Origin of the sequence: Kineothrix sp. IPX-CK (assembly GCF_039134705.1) — a bacterium.
In the GTDB taxonomy this organism is placed as follows: domain Bacteria; phylum Bacillota; class Clostridia; order Lachnospirales; family Lachnospiraceae; genus Kineothrix; species Kineothrix sedimenti.
Genome location: NZ_CP146256.1, coordinates 2,528,776 through 2,545,043, shown reverse-complemented (window position 1 = coordinate 2,545,043; position 16,268 = coordinate 2,528,776). Strand labels below are relative to the sequence as shown.

The 16,268-nt window shown below is 36.7% G+C and carries 17 protein-coding genes; 16 read left to right on the top strand and 1 reads right to left on the bottom strand.

What is annotated here, in order from left to right:
* Positions 1-3: 3 nt before the first annotated feature.
* Positions 4-468, bottom strand: coding sequence for a TspO/MBR family protein (locus tag V6984_RS12345; RefSeq protein WP_425324208.1), 465 nt, complete (start codon positions 466-468; stop codon positions 4-6).
* A 716-nt stretch (positions 469-1,184) separates the two neighbouring features.
* On the opposite strand from V6984_RS12345, the gene V6984_RS12340 reads away from it, so the two are divergent.
* The 16 genes from V6984_RS12340 to V6984_RS12265 all read left to right on the top strand — a co-directional run bounded on the left by V6984_RS12340 (position 1,185) and on the right by V6984_RS12265 (position 16,259).
* Entirely contained in the window at positions 1,185-1,379 is a 195-nt protein-coding gene (locus V6984_RS12340) for a hypothetical protein (RefSeq protein ID WP_342755937.1), read from the top strand.
* A gap of 13 nt (positions 1,380-1,392) precedes the next feature.
* Positions 1,393-1,959 (top strand): hypothetical protein, encoded by a 567-nt coding sequence (locus V6984_RS12335; protein ID WP_342755936.1) that lies wholly within the window; start codon positions 1,393-1,395, stop codon positions 1,957-1,959.
* A gap of 198 nt (positions 1,960-2,157) precedes the next feature.
* Positions 2,158-3,234, top strand: coding sequence for a replication initiator protein A (locus tag V6984_RS12330; RefSeq protein ID WP_342755935.1), 1,077 nt, complete (start codon positions 2,158-2,160; stop codon positions 3,232-3,234).
* Between the two features lie 84 nt (positions 3,235-3,318).
* Complete coding sequence (locus V6984_RS12325; RefSeq protein WP_342755934.1) at positions 3,319-3,852, top strand: hypothetical protein; 534 nt, start codon at positions 3,319-3,321, stop codon at positions 3,850-3,852.
* Between the two features lie 32 nt (positions 3,853-3,884).
* On the top strand, positions 3,885-4,244 hold the full coding sequence (locus V6984_RS12320; protein WP_342755933.1) for an HNH endonuclease signature motif containing protein: 360 nt from the start codon (positions 3,885-3,887) through the stop codon (positions 4,242-4,244).
* A 132-nt stretch (positions 4,245-4,376) separates the two neighbouring features.
* Positions 4,377-4,568 (top strand): hypothetical protein, encoded by a 192-nt coding sequence (locus V6984_RS12315; protein ID WP_342755932.1) that lies wholly within the window; start codon positions 4,377-4,379, stop codon positions 4,566-4,568.
* A gap of 160 nt (positions 4,569-4,728) precedes the next feature.
* Positions 4,729-4,911 (top strand): hypothetical protein, encoded by a 183-nt coding sequence (locus tag V6984_RS12310; RefSeq protein ID WP_342755931.1) that lies wholly within the window; start codon positions 4,729-4,731, stop codon positions 4,909-4,911.
* A 65-nt stretch (positions 4,912-4,976) separates the two neighbouring features.
* Positions 4,977-5,582, top strand: coding sequence for a DUF3801 domain-containing protein (locus tag V6984_RS12305; RefSeq protein WP_342755930.1), 606 nt, complete (start codon positions 4,977-4,979; stop codon positions 5,580-5,582).
* A gap of 161 nt (positions 5,583-5,743) precedes the next feature.
* The gene (locus V6984_RS12300; protein WP_342755929.1) at positions 5,744-7,387 is read left to right on the top strand and encodes a VirD4-like conjugal transfer protein, CD1115 family; all 1,644 of its coding nucleotides are present in this window, start codon (positions 5,744-5,746) and stop codon (positions 7,385-7,387) included.
* A gap of 139 nt (positions 7,388-7,526) precedes the next feature.
* Positions 7,527-7,745 (top strand): Maff2 family mobile element protein, encoded by a 219-nt coding sequence (locus V6984_RS12295; RefSeq protein ID WP_342755928.1) that lies wholly within the window; start codon positions 7,527-7,529, stop codon positions 7,743-7,745.
* A 13-nt stretch (positions 7,746-7,758) separates the two neighbouring features.
* Positions 7,759-8,646, top strand: a complete 888-nt coding sequence (locus tag V6984_RS12290) for a VirB6/TrbL-like conjugal transfer protein, CD1112 family (protein ID WP_342755927.1) — start codon at positions 7,759-7,761, stop codon at positions 8,644-8,646.
* A gap of 45 nt (positions 8,647-8,691) precedes the next feature.
* The gene (locus V6984_RS12285) at positions 8,692-11,562 is read left to right on the top strand and encodes a VirB4-like conjugal transfer ATPase, CD1110 family (protein ID WP_342755926.1); all 2,871 of its coding nucleotides are present in this window, start codon (positions 8,692-8,694) and stop codon (positions 11,560-11,562) included.
* A gap of 46 nt (positions 11,563-11,608) precedes the next feature.
* A complete protein-coding gene (locus V6984_RS12280; RefSeq protein ID WP_342755925.1) occupies positions 11,609-13,750 on the top strand; it encodes a CD1108 family mobile element protein in 2,142 nt (713 codons plus the stop codon).
* Between the two features lie 52 nt (positions 13,751-13,802).
* Complete coding sequence (locus V6984_RS12275) at positions 13,803-14,084, top strand: hypothetical protein (protein WP_342755924.1); 282 nt, start codon at positions 13,803-13,805, stop codon at positions 14,082-14,084.
* Positions 14,074-14,871: a hypothetical protein gene (locus V6984_RS12270; protein WP_342755923.1), complete on the top strand. Its 798-nt coding sequence runs from the start codon at positions 14,074-14,076 to the stop codon at positions 14,869-14,871. Before V6984_RS12275 ends, V6984_RS12270 begins: the two co-directional genes overlap by 11 nt.
* The gene (locus tag V6984_RS12265; protein WP_342755922.1) at positions 14,859-16,259 is read left to right on the top strand and encodes a hypothetical protein; all 1,401 of its coding nucleotides are present in this window, start codon (positions 14,859-14,861) and stop codon (positions 16,257-16,259) included. Before V6984_RS12270 ends, V6984_RS12265 begins: the two co-directional genes overlap by 13 nt.
* The last annotated feature ends 9 nt before the right edge of the window (positions 16,260-16,268 follow it).

The following is a 16,268-nucleotide window of genomic DNA, read 5'->3' as shown; positions in this document are numbered from 1 at the left end:
TAACTAATTCATCTTATAAATTACATAGTTTAGATATGCAGCAAATATACACCATATTAGATATGGAATTTGTAGATACGCTGCTATTGGACTGATTTTGTAGAAAAGCTGAATCATTTTAACTATTAATAATATTAATATAAGCAACCATATAAAAGCAAATAAGTATTGAGAGAGACCAAAAAATATGATGCTCCAACAAAAGTTAAAGAACAGTTGAAGTGCGTATACATATAATGCTTTGGTGGTATTTGGATTTCCCGAAATGTATATTATGTATGATGAAATTCCCATTAAAATATAAAGTATAGTCCAAACAATGGAGAAGAGATTAGCCGGAGGACTAAAAGCTGGCTTATTTAATGAGTAGTACATTGACATATTACCACTAATAAGTGCTGATAATGAGCCAATAGCCAAAGGAATAAGTATAAAAATAATTAATGCGCTTCTATTCTGCATTTTCATAAATGTACCATAATTATTTTTTATCAATATATGAAATTGTTTTAATATATATGCATTTGCTATTACATTTAACTTTTCCTATATGAAAAATATTACTTGTAAAAATTGCCTTACCACTATAGCTAATGTTAATTGTTCATCAGCAGAAAGGAAATAAAAATGAAGGTACCTTATGATTTAAGAAGTTATTTGCTAACTGATAATTTTAAAGAAAAGCAAGAAATAAAATGGTTGATTTTCAAAATGTTTTGTAAATTATTATATATAGTAATTATGATAATAATAGTAGTAATGGAAATAAAGTGTATTATGATAATAATTTAGAAAGAGGTGATTTCGTGAAATGTACACTTGATAGGGATATTAATAAATGTCCTTTTTACAGAAGTGAAAAATTCGAATGTGATAACCCCCAAAAGTGTTCTTTTCAGGAAAATATGCAAAAGAATAGTGAAGGATATGTAAGAGAGCCGCGTTGGTATGAGCAATACTATAAAGGGAAGGAGTAAAATGAATATTTTAGGAACAAATGAGGTCGATGTTGCCCTTCATGGGCTAAATTTATTATACAAGCGAAAACCAACGTTATAATAAAATAATGGTTTGAAACTGCTATAAGAGCATTGTCAGGTAGGCGATCAACGTGAAAAATTGATATACCCGGATAAGAAGTATTTGAGGGAGATATAATCGAGAGCTACTTAGGAGGACAAATAGTGGCAGACAACATGATTATAAAATATGGTGTTTACCAAGCATATTGTCTAGTAGATAAGTGCTATATGGATAGTGTTGGTTTTTACGCGGCGGGAAAGGGACTCCCAGATATGCCTATAAGCTCGCTAGAGGATTATGCGAAAGTAATAGGCAATATCACAGATAATCTGGAACTTATTGATTGGCAGGATTAGAGGAGGTAAATGAGTGTATCAGAAAATTGAACTTTATGACGATAGAATAAAAAATATGAAGTATTCTACACTCTTTTTAATAATATTATGGTTAATGGGAATCAGTCTAATAGCAGCGGTATTCTTAGGTGTGGCTAATAAGGTAATAACTATTTCTCCTTATACTTTTATATTTTTGTTTCACGCAGTTGCAATACTTTCAGTGGTCTGGCTGGGTGTTTCTCGATGGATTAGTAATATAGTAAGCAGACTAATATCAGATATAAGAAGATTTCTTGCAAAAGAAAAATTAAAGAAATCTCCAAATGATGAAATATTATGGAAGAAATTTGACATAGATAGTTTAAATAAGAAGGGAATGAACTTCTATAATAAACGGGTAATGGTTGATATATTTGGCAATGACATAAGAAAACCTAATGAGCTAGTATTTGGAAGATCGATGCCCGGGGGAAAGAAAAATAAAATCGTTCCTTTTAAAGAATTTAAGTTTAAATATATCCCTTCCAACTGGACATCTATTAAGAGATACATAAATGTAGAAGGAAAAGAAATGGTTGTTTTCTGGTATGATTTATAATTAGCTATATTTTGCAATCGCATAAAATATAGATGTGTACGGGTACCTCCTAAATAACCCGTACAAAAAAGGGTGGCTGTGCAGCTGCCCTTTTTTAGTGGGAGGAATAAAGTCGTGTGCTTTACCAAATAAAATATATCACATAACTGTAAGCCATAGTGTGCCTGCTGTCTTTTCAGACAGCAGGTGAAAGGAGCTGTGCTTGCGAGAAAGGGGGAAAGAATATTGTTTACAAACGATTTGGCCTTTAGTTACTTTGTAGGGGATGAAAGCGAACAATTTTCTTTTGTAAAAGTTCCGAAGTTATTTTTTACAGACTCCAGGTTTGAGGAGTTATCATATGGTGCAAAGATTCTTTATGGATTGCTCTTGGATCGTATGAGTCTGTCAAGAAAGAATAAATGGCTTGATGAAAGTAGGAGAGTCTATGTAATTTACACTATTGATAGTATAACAGAAGATTTTAGAGTATCAAAAACAATAGCGGTAAGATTCATGCAAGAATTAGAAAAATTTGGTCTTATTGAAAAGAAAAGACGACCAAATCAGGCAGCTATGATTTATGTTAAGAACTTCATTTTAACAAATGAAGAGGAAGAGGTGTTATCAGATAAAATGCCGGAGATACAAGGATGTCCAGAATCTGGAAGTCCTGAATCCGGAAGTCCAGAAAATAGAAATCCGGAAGTCCAGAATCTGGAAGTCCATAATATGGAATTCCCTAAAACGCCGCAACTACAAGGAAGTCCTAAATATGGAAGTCCGGAAAATGGAATTCCGGAAGTCCATAATATGGAATCTAATAAGACTAATATAGATGATGATGTAAATTATATATCATCATCTAATAACAGTAGGGAAGAAGATATTAGGAAAATAATTCAAGAAAAAATAAATTACGAAAATATTGTTGCATCCAGCCAATATGATTTAGAGATTGTTGATCTGGTTGTTCATTGCCTTGCTAATTTATTTCTATTATCAAAAGAGAGTCACAAAATTGATAATGTTCAAATGCCGGCGGAGAAGGTTCAACAGACAATATATGCTAAGTTATCAGAGAGAAGCTTTCGGCAAGTACTGGACAACATATCTGCTAACGGATCGGGAACGATCTATAACATGCAAAACTATGTGACTACTTGTTTTTATAAATTACAAACTGTTCCAAAGGGGTCAGCGAAGATACAGAGCGATGCTTTTTCATTTAATGGATTTAAGCAGCATGATTATGATTTTGAAGAATTAGAAAAAGAATTATTAAAAATTAGATAACAATTATAGAAGATTAAAATATTCGATATCGAATATTTTGCCAAACTTCTGATTTTAAGTTTTTATGAAAGAAAGGTAAACTATATGAATGTAATAATCAGCATTAACCCGCCATACACCCAAATGATTTTTAGTGGATATAAATTGCATGAATTTAGAAAAAAGGTTATTAAGGGTATGGATGTGGGGTATCCTCTTGAAGACATTAAAGCATATATTTATGAAACAAAGAATAAAGGTGGGTGCGGAAAAGTAGTTGGAGAAGTTGACGTTCTTGGCTCATACAAACTTCATTATAGAGTCAGAAAGAAAATGGATACTGAACTTGTAAACGAAAGATTTGCTTTTATTAAGGATCTATACTTAAGGTGGTGTGAAATTAAAGGAATTGCCCCCAATATGAATGAAGGATGGTTTAAATCTAAAAAGTTTTATGCTTACCAACAGGAAATAGGCTTTTTTGGTGATAATGATTGTCTTAGTTGCAATTATGCATTAATTCTCCATAATCATCAAAAATATAAAAATGCTAAAGAGATATTGGAGTATTCAAATTTAAAAGGCTTACCTTTACAAAGGCCGCCTCAAAATATGCTTAGAGTTTTAACACAAAATTAAAAGTTTACCGCAGTAGCGGTGGAAAGGAAATCATGGGCAATACCGAAGTAAAGAGAAAAGCAATCCCTAAAAGAATTCGAATAAAGGTCTATGAAAAATATAATGGTCATTGTGCCTATTGTGGCTGTGAGATGGAGCTTGGTGAAATGCAAGTTGATCACGTGCAATCTTTATACTGGTATGGTGGTGCAGATAATATGAGTAATTACATGCCAGCGTGTAGAGAGTGTAATTTTTATAAAAGTACTTTAACTTTGGAAAAATTTAGGGAACAGATAATAACTATCCCTGAACGTTTGGAGAAAGAATTTACATATCGCTTATCAAAGAAATATGGAATTATCAAGGAAACTCATATACCGATTAAATTTTATTATGAGACGGTAAATTAGTTAGTAAGCTTATGAACATTGAAAACTTAATATTGATAGTTGGTAGAAATTCCTGTATCCTAAATGTATAAATCAGAATTGGTTTACCAATTGTAACTTAGATTATTTATATTTGGGAGAGGAGTTGTTGCTATGGAAAATTTATCGAAAGAGAAATTAGAGAGAACGATTGAAACAATTAAGTCATTCAAAAAAATGATAGTAGAAATAGGCTCAAAAGAAGCAGTCGTAAGCCATTTAGTAAACGAAACAGGCTTGTCGGAAGAGGAGTGCGAAATTGCATTTGATATTTATAATAATATAAAACTTCCGGACGATGTATAAGCATTATGTAAAATTGACAAAATTCAAGTTATTGGATGATTATTAAAAAAACTACTAACTATTAATATTTAGGTTGGTAGTTTTTTTGTGCGGAAAACTGAGACTTAATTAATTTAAAGCGAAAATATTCGATATCGAATATTTTTATGGAGGATAGCGCATGAAATGGTCAGATAAGCTGGATTACAAGATAAGAGGATATATTTCAAGTAAATCAAAGGATTTACGGAGTCTTGCATATAAATATATGTCTATAGATGAGATTATTTTATATGAAAGGAATTTGTATTTCAGTATGAGAGAGGAGGGTAGTTCAGGAGGGGAGGTATTGCCAGATGACTAATAGAATAAGAGCACCAAATATGCAATTTTAGTTTAGAAATATGACTTAGTGGAAAGGAGAAACATATGCCAAGCTTAGCAGATGATACGGCATCACAACTGGTCAATAAGTTACCAGGAGCCACAGTAAAAACAGTGAAAGCCGGGAAAACAACTATCAAAGGTAGCTGGAAGGGAATCTGTTTGACCTTTAAAATGGGAAAGTTTGGCCTTAAGGGAATTATAAAGGCCATGAAAAAGTTCTTAGATATGACGCATGAGGGCCAACAGTATTCTTCTAAGAATATTTCAATGAAAGCGCTACAGGAAAAAGGTAATGTAGTTGGAATTGAAGTGCCTATCATGCAGGGAGTTATGAAGCCTCTTGACAAATTGTGCAGGAAATACGGAATAAAATATACCGCCATGTATGATAAATCGAAAAATGAGTATTACATGTTTTTTAATGCAAAGAATACAGATATTGTTAATACCTTTTTCAAAAAGGCAACCGAAGAATATTTTGTAAATGAAGCGAAAAAAGAAAAGGCCGCTGAAAACGGAAAGGATGCGTCTGCAAGTAGTCGCAGTTCGGTAAGAGGTAAAATAAACTTTTTTCGTGATTGGGTTAAAAAGCATAATGAAAGCCGGGAAAAGATGAAAGGTAAACACCGGGAAGAGAGATCACTATGATAGAAAAGTTGATTAACCCGTTCATAGTATATAAAAAAAATATATTAATTGGTATTATCCCTTATATCCTTTTTGGAGTACTGATAACCAGAATCTTAGAACTTTATCGCTTATGTGGAAGCGATATAATTATTTTCACTGAGAATATAAAGTATATTTATATGACATTTCCAAGATGGAATAGAGAGGAATTGCTTTATGGGTTACTTGCTGCTATATTCTTGAAATTTTATATATACAGCCGCAACCTTGATAAAAAGACCTTCAGGCCGGGAGAAGAATATGGGTCTGCCAGATGGGGAACGCCGGAAGACATTGAACCCTACATAGATAAGGATTTCTCTAATAATATGATTTTCTCACAGACGGAATTTTTATCAATGAATCCTAAGATGGACGATTTTGAATTGAACCGTAACAAGAACGTGCTCGGTGTTGGAGGCACTGGTACGGGAAAGACATACAAGCTTGTAAAGCCGGCATTGATGCAAGCATATGCCAGTTATGTTGTTACAGATCCCAAGGGGACATTATTGCCGCAAACGGGATACCTCTTTGAAAAGCTGGGATATAATATCAAAGTAATTGATGTAAAGGACTTTTCAAATTCCATGCACTATAATCCTTTTGCATATCTAAGAAAAGAAGAGGATGTACTAACGTTGGCTAATGTTCTGTACCAAAATTTGAAAGGAGAACAGGCAGGGCCGCCATTAGATCCGACGTGGGATAATGGCGCTATACTTTGTTTAAGTGCATTTATTTCTTATATATGGAAAGAAGCTCCGGTAGAAGAACAGAATGTATCAACTATAATGGAAATGTTCTTAGCCTGCGAGATCCGCGAAGATGATGAGAACTTTAAAAATGCTATTGACCTATTATTTGAGGACTTGGAAAAAGAGCAGCCAAACCATTTTTCTGTCAGACAATGGAAAACTTTTCAGATCGCAGCCGGCAAGACGGCAAAGAGTATATTGATAACGCTCGGTGCCATGATGTCGCCGCTTAATATGGATAAGGTCAGAGATCTTATGGCGTATGATGATTTACAATTTGATACCTTTGGGGACCCTGGACAGAAAACAATTCTTTATTGCATTATGTCTGATACAGACAAGACGTTTAATTTTATCCTTGCTATTTTGTTCACACAAATGTTTAATGTCCTTTGTAATGTCGCGGATATCCAGTATGGAGGAGAAATGCCTACTCCGATACAATTTATCATCGATGAATTTGCAAATATCGGTAAAATACCTCAGTGGGAAATTTTAATAGCCACAATACGAAGCCGGTTGATCAGTGCCATGATGTTCGTACAGACCAAATCACAGTTAAAAGCTATATATAAAGACCATGCAGAAACAATCATAGGTAACTGTGATACGACAATCTTTCTGGGCGGCAAGGAAAAAACGACACTGAAAGACTTGGAGGAATCGTTAGGAGAACAGACCATTGACTTGTTCAATGAGTCAGAAACCTATAGCCAGACACGCAGCTCTGGAAGAAACTTTAATAAGGTGGCAAGAAAGCTCAAATCGGTGTTTGAACTAAATGTAATGCCGAGAAATAAGTGTATTGTAGAAATATCAGGCCTGCCGCCATTTTACTCTGATAAGTACGATACAAAATCTCATCCGAGATATAAGTATTTATCTGATTACAATAAAAAGAATAAATTTGACTGGAAGGAGTATGAAAGGAGGAGAATTCAAAAAGAGTTGGCATTTGAACCCGGAAGTCTAAAAATGTATAAAAACGATGTTTATACAACTATTCCATTGGGCGATGTGTCTTGATTAAAATATTCGATATCGAATATTTTAAAATATCGAAGCATTACAACTGAAACTAAATAGCAACTAATTGTGTACGCTTCAAGATATGCTGTCTTGAAGTTTTTTTATTGCTAAAAACAAATTAAAGGAGAATAAAATTATGGAGTTTTTTACGGAAGTCATTAATGTTATGAAATTGCTTGTGTGTGGATTCGGAGCTGGAATGGCAGTGATAGGAGGCATAAACTTTGCAAGTGGACACAGCCAGCATAACGCATCCAAGAAAGAGGATGGAATGGGTCAGCTAATGGGCGGAGGAGGAATTTTTCTCATTGGAATACTTCTTGTACCGAAGTTGGCTGAGTTCTTCTCGATTTAAGGTGGTGTTCTGAATGGCAAATGTAGTTACAGACAGTAAAAGTACCTGGTTTGCGTCAATGGTAGAAGATATAGAAAAGGCAGTAAGAGATAAACTGATTGAAAGCTGCACCGGCATTTATAATTCTTTGTTTACTAACATGAACAATAAAATGAACGAAGCCGGAGGAATTATCAGCCAGTCACCTTCGCAGTGGTCGGGGGGTACGGTAGATTTGATACAGAATCTTTCCGAAACTGTAATCTTTCCGATCGCGGGAATCATTATTACTTATGTTTTTTGTTATGAATTGATTCAGTTAGTTTCTGACTCTAACAGCATGAAAATCATTACGCCGAAAGAGCTTATCATGGTCTTGCTTAAAGCGTTTGTGGCACTTTTGGTTTTAAGTAACAGCTTTCGAATCGTTATGGCATTTTTTGAATTGGGTAATTACGCGACCAGAAAGATGTCGCGGGTACCTGACGTAGATGTGGGCAATACAGTTGATATCAGCGATATGCTGGCCAGTGAAAGTATTCCGGGATTGATTGGTGCGGTTATTCTTCTTGGCATCGCATGGCTGATCACCTATATATTGGCTATTGCAATCTATGTAGCTATCAATGCATGGTTCCTGGAAATATTTATTTATTCTTCAGCAGCCTCCATCCCGTTTGCTACTTTTCTTAACAAGGAATGGGGACAGATGGGATATAACTATACCCGTAAAATTATGGCATTGGCATTTCAAAGCTTTTTCATGCTGCTCTGCTTAATGATTTATAGTTCCCGATTGAGCGATGTGGCAAATGGGGATTTAACCCAGAAACTCATTGAGATAGTGGGGGGCGGTGCTGTGTTAGTATTTACTTTATTTAAGTGCGGAAATATATCTGCATCAGTATTTAATGCACATTAAATATTCGATATCGAATATTTTGTGTGAAAGAAAGGAGGTTTATCATTGCCTTATGTTGAAATGACTAAAGACTTTTCCGAAGTAAAAAAAACGGTAGCATTCGGGCTGACGATCAGGCAGCTCATTTTTTTTGTGGCTGCCGGCGCACTTGGGATAGCAGCGTACATATATACTAAAGATAAAATAGGTACAACCAACGCCGCTATACTTATGTTTATTATTATGGTCCCTGAGTTCTTTGCTGCACAATATACAAAGGACGGCTTACCGTTTGAGAAGCATCTTAAATATTTTATTGAGACACGTTTTATTAGAAATAAAGAGCGTCCATATAAAACAATGAATCTATATGACTGTATGAGGTTGCAGGAGGAATTGAATAAGGAGGTAGAAAGAATTTTGCTCAAAAATGGGAATACAACCATAAAGGAAATAAAAGATAACCCTAATGCTAAGCTTGGGAAAAACAGCCCGTTAAACAAAACGGGAAAAATAGTAGTACCGAGTCATGGACCCATCGATAGAAGAACTAAAAGAGAGCTGGAAAAAGCGGTAAAAAAGGCCAAGAGAAACGGAAAAATACCGGAATCTGCACAGCAAACGATTCCGTACGAAATACCGTATGCAGATGGTATCTTTGAATCTACACCGGGTTATTTTACCAAAACAATTGCCTTTGATGATGTTACTTATCAGCTTTTAGACAGGGAAGATAAGAACCAGATCTTTGAGAGCTGGTGCGATCTTATCAATTATTTTGATTCCACCATTCATTTTCAATTCAGCTATTATAATCAGGAAATTGATAAAGATGAATACGCAAAGGATTTTAAAATCCCTCTGCAGGGAGATGATTATGATCTGATTAGAAAAGAGTATTCGGATATGCTGCTCGGGCAATTGGCAAAAGGAACTAATGATATCCGCAAGGAACGATATTTAACCTACGGTGTAAAGGTAGATACTTATAAAGATGCGAAGATCCGGCTGGGAAAGGTTACAACGGCGGTGCAGAAAAGCCTTATGAAGTTTAATTGCAAGTCAAAGGAACTTGATGGATATGAACGGCTGAAGCTCCTGCATCAAATATTCCATCCCGGAACAAAAGAAAAGTTTCTTTGGAACTGGGATATGCCGGTAAAAACAGGTTTATCCAGCAAGGACTTTATTGCGCCGAGTTCCTTTGATTTTAAATTCGGTCCCAAGTTAGATGCCAGCAGATATTTCCGTGTCGGTGATCGTATGGGGGCTGCGTACTATATTAAAATTATGGCATCTGATATGGAAGACCGGGTTATTGCTGACTTGCTGGCCCTTAACCGTAACATGATGATTAATTTGCATGGGGACGTTTATGAACAGGGAAAAGCGCTTACGCTTGTAAAAGAAGAGCTGTCAGATATACAGCAGATGAAAGTGAGGGAGCAAAAAAAGGCAGTGCAGGGTGGTTATGACATGGACATCCTACCTCCAGATCTTGTTATGTATGAAGAGGCAGCCGCAAAGCTGACACAAGACCTGCAAAAGCGCAATGAAAGGCTCATGAATACAACAATAACCGTGATATTAACGGGCAAGAATAAAAAGGATATTGATGAATTTGAATTTGAGTGTAACGGTGTACTTGCTCCTTATCAGTGTAGCTTGGTAAAACTGGACAATAGGCAGGAACAGGGGTATATGTCGGCTCTTCCGCTTGGAAATAATAGTATTGAGATAAAGCGGAGCTTTACGACAACAAACAAAGCAATTTTCATACCTTTCACAACCTCAGAATTATTTACAAAATACGGGCAGTATTACGGCATTAATGCTTTATCTAACAACATTATTTCCGCAAGCAGAAAGTATCTGATGAATCCCAACGGATTGGTCTTTGGAAAACCTGGTTCGGGGAAGACTTTTTTTGTGAAAAGAGAAATTTTGGATGTTTTCTTAAGAACAAAGGATGATAGGATGATTATTGATCCGGAAGGTGAGTATAAATTTCTGGTTCGTCTCTTGGGTGGTCAGGTTATAAAAATTTCTTTGAATTCGCAATATTATATCAACCCGATGCACATCAATCTTTCTTTACTTAATAAGGAAGACAAAGAATATGATCCGATTCTGGCAAAATCAAATTTTGTCATCTCATTCTGTGAATTAATTTTAGGAAATAAATCAACTTTAACCAAAAAAGAAATAAGTGTCATTGATAGCTGCTGTCAGAAAATTTATTCTGAGTTTGCTCTTAATCCAGTACCGGAAAAAATGCCGATTTTGGAAGATTTATATAATGAACTTATGAGGCAGACTGGCAGGGCGAAGCAGGTAGGGGAAGATTTAGCAATGGCGCTGGAACGCTATGTTACCGGTTCCCTTTCTTATTTCAATCACCGTACCAATGTGGACATCGACAACCGGCTGGTTTGTTTTGATTTAAAGGAAATTGACAAGAATCAGAGAGATTTGGCCATGCTTATCATCACTGAAAGTATATGGGACAGAGTCGCAGAGAACCGAAAGAAAAAAGCATATACATGGGTAGATATTGATGAATTCCATGTGTTGTTGCGTAATCCTATGACAGCCGCATATATGGTGGATATATGGAAGCGGTTTCGTAAATGGGGCGGTATTCCAACCGGCATAACGCAGAACGTCAAGGATCTATTTAAAAGCCCTGAAATACAGAATATTCTTGATACAACAGACTTTATTGCTATGTTAAACCAGGCAGGAGATGATGCAAGAATCTTGGCGGATCATTTAGATATATCGGAAGATGAGATGGGATACATAAAAACCGGCGAGCAGGGAAAAGGACTGCTATTTGCAGGGAATACAAAAATCCCCTTTACCGATGAGTTCCCCTGGAATACTTTGGCTTATAAGGTTATGACCACAAAACCGGAGGAAGCATTAGTATCTTAAAATATTCGATATCGAATATTTAGGAGAAATAAAGAGGAGGAAGATAATGCCGGATTATGAAATAAATGCTCAGGATAAGATTGTACAAAAGATGTCCAGGGATGGACTTGTGCAGGAAAATCTTGTAACCGGCGAGCAGGAAAATGTCAGCTCTAAAAAAGCGGATTTTGAATATAACGCTTTAAAGGGTGCAGAAAAAGCAATCAATGTGACTGCGGATTTTCATGATTTTAGAAAGCAATATTCTTCCTCTGGTTCGGAGGAGCCGGAGGAAGATACTTCTGAAAGCGATTCAACGTATAAAAGCTCCTATGAACAAGAAAGAACAGAAACGCATCAGAAAACCAAGGATGGAAAGAAGACGGAATCTGAAGATCAAAATACAAATGAGAGGAAGTTCAATCGGCAAAAAGGAAAATCTTCTAGTCAATCTGAGGAAAATGTCAATGATAAAGATTCTAATTATAAATTTATCCGTGATGTAAAGCAGATTGGAGTAACAGAGGAAGAACCATTTAAAAATAAATATGCGAAAAAGCTTGAAAAATATGATAAGAAAATATTTAAAGCTGATGCTAAGGTAGAAAAACGGAAAAAAAAGCTTCCGGGGCAATATCGGCTCAAGTTTGAAAAAGTATATAGTATAAATGAAAAAGATGAAATTAAAATTGAAGGAAGGCTTAAGTTTAGCAAAGAGAGATATTCAAAAAAGCAATATAATTCTATAAAAACTAATAAGCGTTTTAAAAGGCAGGCCCTACATGAGACAACTAAAAGTGCAGGATGGCGTAGTTGGTCACAAATCCGAAGGGATAACCGTGATGAGGTTCATGAATCAGAATTGGATAATGTAAAAAGTGCATGGCATAAAGGGAAAAGACAGCTTAAGAAGTCTCAAAAAATTATAGAAAAATATAGAAATCCTTATGCAAAGCTTGACCGCGCTAATAGTAAAGCAAGCTATTATAGACTTAGGCGTGATGAAATCGAATATAAAGGACTGCCTAAGGAGCAGAAGCAACTTCAAAAGCAGCTTCAGAAGAAAAAATACAAGAAAGCAGCTATACAAAAGAGCATGGAACAGGGAGGACAACGAGTTCTCAGACACCGCAACTTATTTACCCGAGCTAAAGATGCTATTGTAAGGCTGGTAAAAGCCGTAAAAACCTTCTTTACTCTAGCCAGTTCTCTTTTGACGATTATAATTATTATTTTTTCACTCATAATAGGAATCTTTATTCTTGCCTTTCTTGCAATCGGAATGGGCGGTGAAGCCATTATTAAAAGCACCTATCAGGCGGGATACGATCAAATATCGGACTGTACCGCATATATGAAAAAGCTGGAAACAGATTTGGAAGAGAGAATCAGCAAAATTGAGACAGAAGAATATCCCGATTGCTACGAATATATCTATAATTTAGGTGATATCAATCATAATCCGATTGAGCTTATTAGTTATCTGGCTGCAAAATATGTAGAGTTTGATTTGGAAAAATGCCAGGAAGAGATAGATTCCATATTTGAGGAAATGTATACCCTCACCATAGAAATAAAAGAGGAACCGAGGGAGCGTGCCATGCGGGATGAATACGGAGAAATCATCTATGATTCCGAAGGAAATCCGGTAATGGAAACTTTTATGGCCAGAATCTGTTACATAACGCTTGAAGTCAAGCCCTTGGAAGATATTATCAATGAACGCTTAGATACTGACCAGAAGGAATCCTTTGACACGTATATGCTTTCCAGCGGCGGACAGCAGGTATACGCAAACTGTCTGCCCGATGATTGGGGTTCCCTGATCAGCAGTAAGTTTGGCGAACGTATACATCCGGTAACAGGTGAACGTTCCTTTCATACCGGAATTGATATAGCAGTTCCCGAAGGGACGTCTTTATATTCTTCTTGTGCGGGAACGGTAACAACATCGGCTTACAGCGATACGGCCGGAAATTATATCATTGTCACAATGGATAACGGATGGAGCATTAAATATATGCACCTTTCATCCAGAGAAGTGACAGCGGGAGATACCGTTCTGCGGGGACAATTCCTGGGAGAAACAGGAAATACGGGGAGGAGCACTGGAGCACACTTACATCTTGAAGTAAGGGATGCGAATGATAATCCCATAGATCCCACTTTTATGATTCCCAGCAGCTCGGTAGTCATTGAGAATAAATAAGACAAGTTAAAATATTCGATATCGAATATTTTAAGTAAAGAGGAGGATGTTAATGCAGAATATTGAAAGAATTGAAAAGCTGTATGAAAAAGAAATGGAGGCAGCGGAAAAGCATAAGTTATTATATGAAAATCACAAGAAAAAAGCCTCTGACTATAAGGAACAATGGGAAATAGCAAGAGGTCTTGATATCCAGAAGCGGATTAATCGTCAGAATTTGAGTGGAGAAGAATTTGATAAATTCATGGAATTAATCTCATCACAAAAAACAATCATTGAAGCATTAAAGCTTGTTGACAGACAGAAAGGAGATCAAACAACAAATGAAACGTAAGCGAAAATGGTTTATTGTTTTTGCCGGTATCATCTGTATCGCATTACTGGGAAGTGTGGGGTATGATGCTTATAAAAAGAATTTTACGAAAAGTGTGGATGAGGTAAGCGCTTCTTTGCCAGAGGTTGATTCTGCCGGGGAACAAGAGGAAATTGTAAATGAAGTTAAAGTTCCGGATGAAGTTCCTAATGCTGAAACTGAAGGTAAGGATAATCAAAAAACTTTGCTTCCGGAAGCAGAGCTTCCAGAGCCAGAGAGTTTGGAGCCGATCATTACCGAACCGGTAATCCCGAAAGATATTTATGTTCTCCCGGGACAGGAAGGGGAAATAAAATGTTATTTTCCTGATGCAGTAGAATATATTTGGGAATATTACAATGAGTCAGAAAAAGACTGGAAATCTGCCAGCGATAATCCAGATATTCATTTGACCGGAGATACGGATGAATTTAACCGTAGTATCAGTACGCTAATAATTAAAGGAGATGAGAATGACGGATTATTAGCCAGATGCCAAGTGTCCCTTCCGGACAAAGAGGAGGAAAGCATTTATCAAGCATCTTTTAATGTTCTTCCCTTTACAGCCTCGGATATAAAAAATATAAGCATTGATACGTATCACGCGGAAGCTGGTACTTATATCAGCACACAAGATATTCCGGTGGTAATAACTAAAAATGATGATAGTACGTCAACAATAACGGGCCTTAGCAGCCTGTTTTTTTGTGCTCCAAGGATGTCTCCAGTGATACTGAAAAAAATGGAGAAATCACAGTGGAAACGATAAAGACTACTACCATAGAAAAAGAATATCATCTGGTTACTGCCGGCGAGAATAAAACTTTGCTCCGGTATCGCGGTACGGAACCGGGAAAGGATGCGGAGGCTGTTATTGAAGGAACAGACAGCCTTCCTCCGGAAGTTACGGTGTCATTGAGTGATTACCCTGTCAGCCGTGAAGAGATAGAAGAAACTTCGATAACTGCCAATATTACAGCGGCTGATAATTATACGCCTTTAACAAAGCTTTCATATGCCATGCTGCCTTCCGGGCAGGAGCCGGAAGAGAAGGATTTTAACAAGAGCAGTAAAAAGGTGATACAGACAAAAGAAAATGAAACGTGGACTGTTTTTGTTAAGGATGAAGTTGGGAACATTGGAACAACAGATGTAGAAATCATCCTCGTGGATCAAAAAGCTCCTGTCATAGAATCGCTCACACTCAGCAATCAGGAAGATGGATGGTATCAGGAAAACAAAATAATTGTTACTGCCAGTGATAAAACCGCTATGAAATACTGTTATCTTTGCGAAGAATACAGCATGGAAAGCGGGTGGGTGGATGCGTCTGAATATGAAATTAATCAAAACGGCACATGGAAAGTAAAAGTAAAAGATGCTGCCGGGAATGAAAGCGAAAAGGAGATTGTCGTTACCAATGTGGACGCAACTCCTCCCGTTATTTTGAGTGTGGAACCGAAGAAACAGAAATTAGAGGAGAGTGCAGTCAATAACGGAACATTGGAAGACCGGGTAAGTGTTACCGTTAACGGTGCTACTGTAAAAGATACCGATTCAGTGGGCCTGGCCAGTACAACGGGGAGTAATAGCGTGAGTTATACTACAACGCCTATCTCTGGAATAACGTCTGGTACTAATACGCTCGGAAGTAGTTTAGGAAGTACAAGCATAAATAGTGCGGTGAAAGGTGAAAAAGGAGAAAAAGGCGAAAAGGGAGCTGCGGGAGCTACAGGAACCGCGGGAGCAAACGGAAAGGATGGCACCAGTTATTATATGCACGTTAAATATGCGGAAAATGCAACTGGAGCAAATATGTCTGATGCGCCTACTGACAGCAGTAAATACATCGGGGTGTATACCGGGACCTCTTCCTACGCCCCCTCATCTGCAAGTAGCTATAGATGGAGTCAGTACAAGGGGAGCAGCAGCCAGCTCTATATACGTTACTCGGATCATCCGGACGGAAGTAACATGACTGAGCTGCCTACAGAAACAAGTACTTATATAGGTATCTGTAGCACAACGGAAACCGCTGCTCCTAATGATTCATCCTATTATACATGGAGCATATACAAAGACTTATCGGCTATTACAGGATTGCAGGAGCAAATTGACAATCTACAGGAACAGATCAATAAACTGAAAACCCCATAGATAGGAAAG

Coding starts and splice junctions, on each gene's coding strand:
- V6984_RS12290 (WP_342755927.1), top strand. CDS start 7,759: ATGGCAAATGTAGTTACAGACAGTAAAAGTACCTGGTTTGCGTCAATG.
- V6984_RS12320 (WP_342755933.1), top strand. CDS start 3,885: ATGGGCAATACCGAAGTAAAGAGAAAAGCAATCCCTAAAAGAATTCGA.
- V6984_RS12300 (WP_342755929.1), top strand. CDS start 5,744: ATGACATTTCCAAGATGGAATAGAGAGGAATTGCTTTATGGGTTACTT.
- V6984_RS12325 (WP_342755934.1), top strand. CDS start 3,319: ATGAATGTAATAATCAGCATTAACCCGCCATACACCCAAATGATTTTT.
- V6984_RS12280 (WP_342755925.1), top strand. CDS start 11,609: ATGCCGGATTATGAAATAAATGCTCAGGATAAGATTGTACAAAAGATG.
- V6984_RS12295 (WP_342755928.1), top strand. CDS start 7,527: ATGGAGTTTTTTACGGAAGTCATTAATGTTATGAAATTGCTTGTGTGT.
- V6984_RS12270 (WP_342755923.1), top strand. CDS start 14,074: ATGAAACGTAAGCGAAAATGGTTTATTGTTTTTGCCGGTATCATCTGT.
- V6984_RS12345 (WP_425324208.1), bottom strand. CDS start 468: ATGAAAATGCAGAATAGAAGCGCATTAATTATTTTTATACTTATTCCT.
- V6984_RS12305 (WP_342755930.1), top strand. CDS start 4,977: ATGCCAAGCTTAGCAGATGATACGGCATCACAACTGGTCAATAAGTTA.
- V6984_RS12275 (WP_342755924.1), top strand. CDS start 13,803: ATGCAGAATATTGAAAGAATTGAAAAGCTGTATGAAAAAGAAATGGAG.
- V6984_RS12310 (WP_342755931.1), top strand. CDS start 4,729: ATGAAATGGTCAGATAAGCTGGATTACAAGATAAGAGGATATATTTCA.
- V6984_RS12315 (WP_342755932.1), top strand. CDS start 4,377: ATGGAAAATTTATCGAAAGAGAAATTAGAGAGAACGATTGAAACAATT.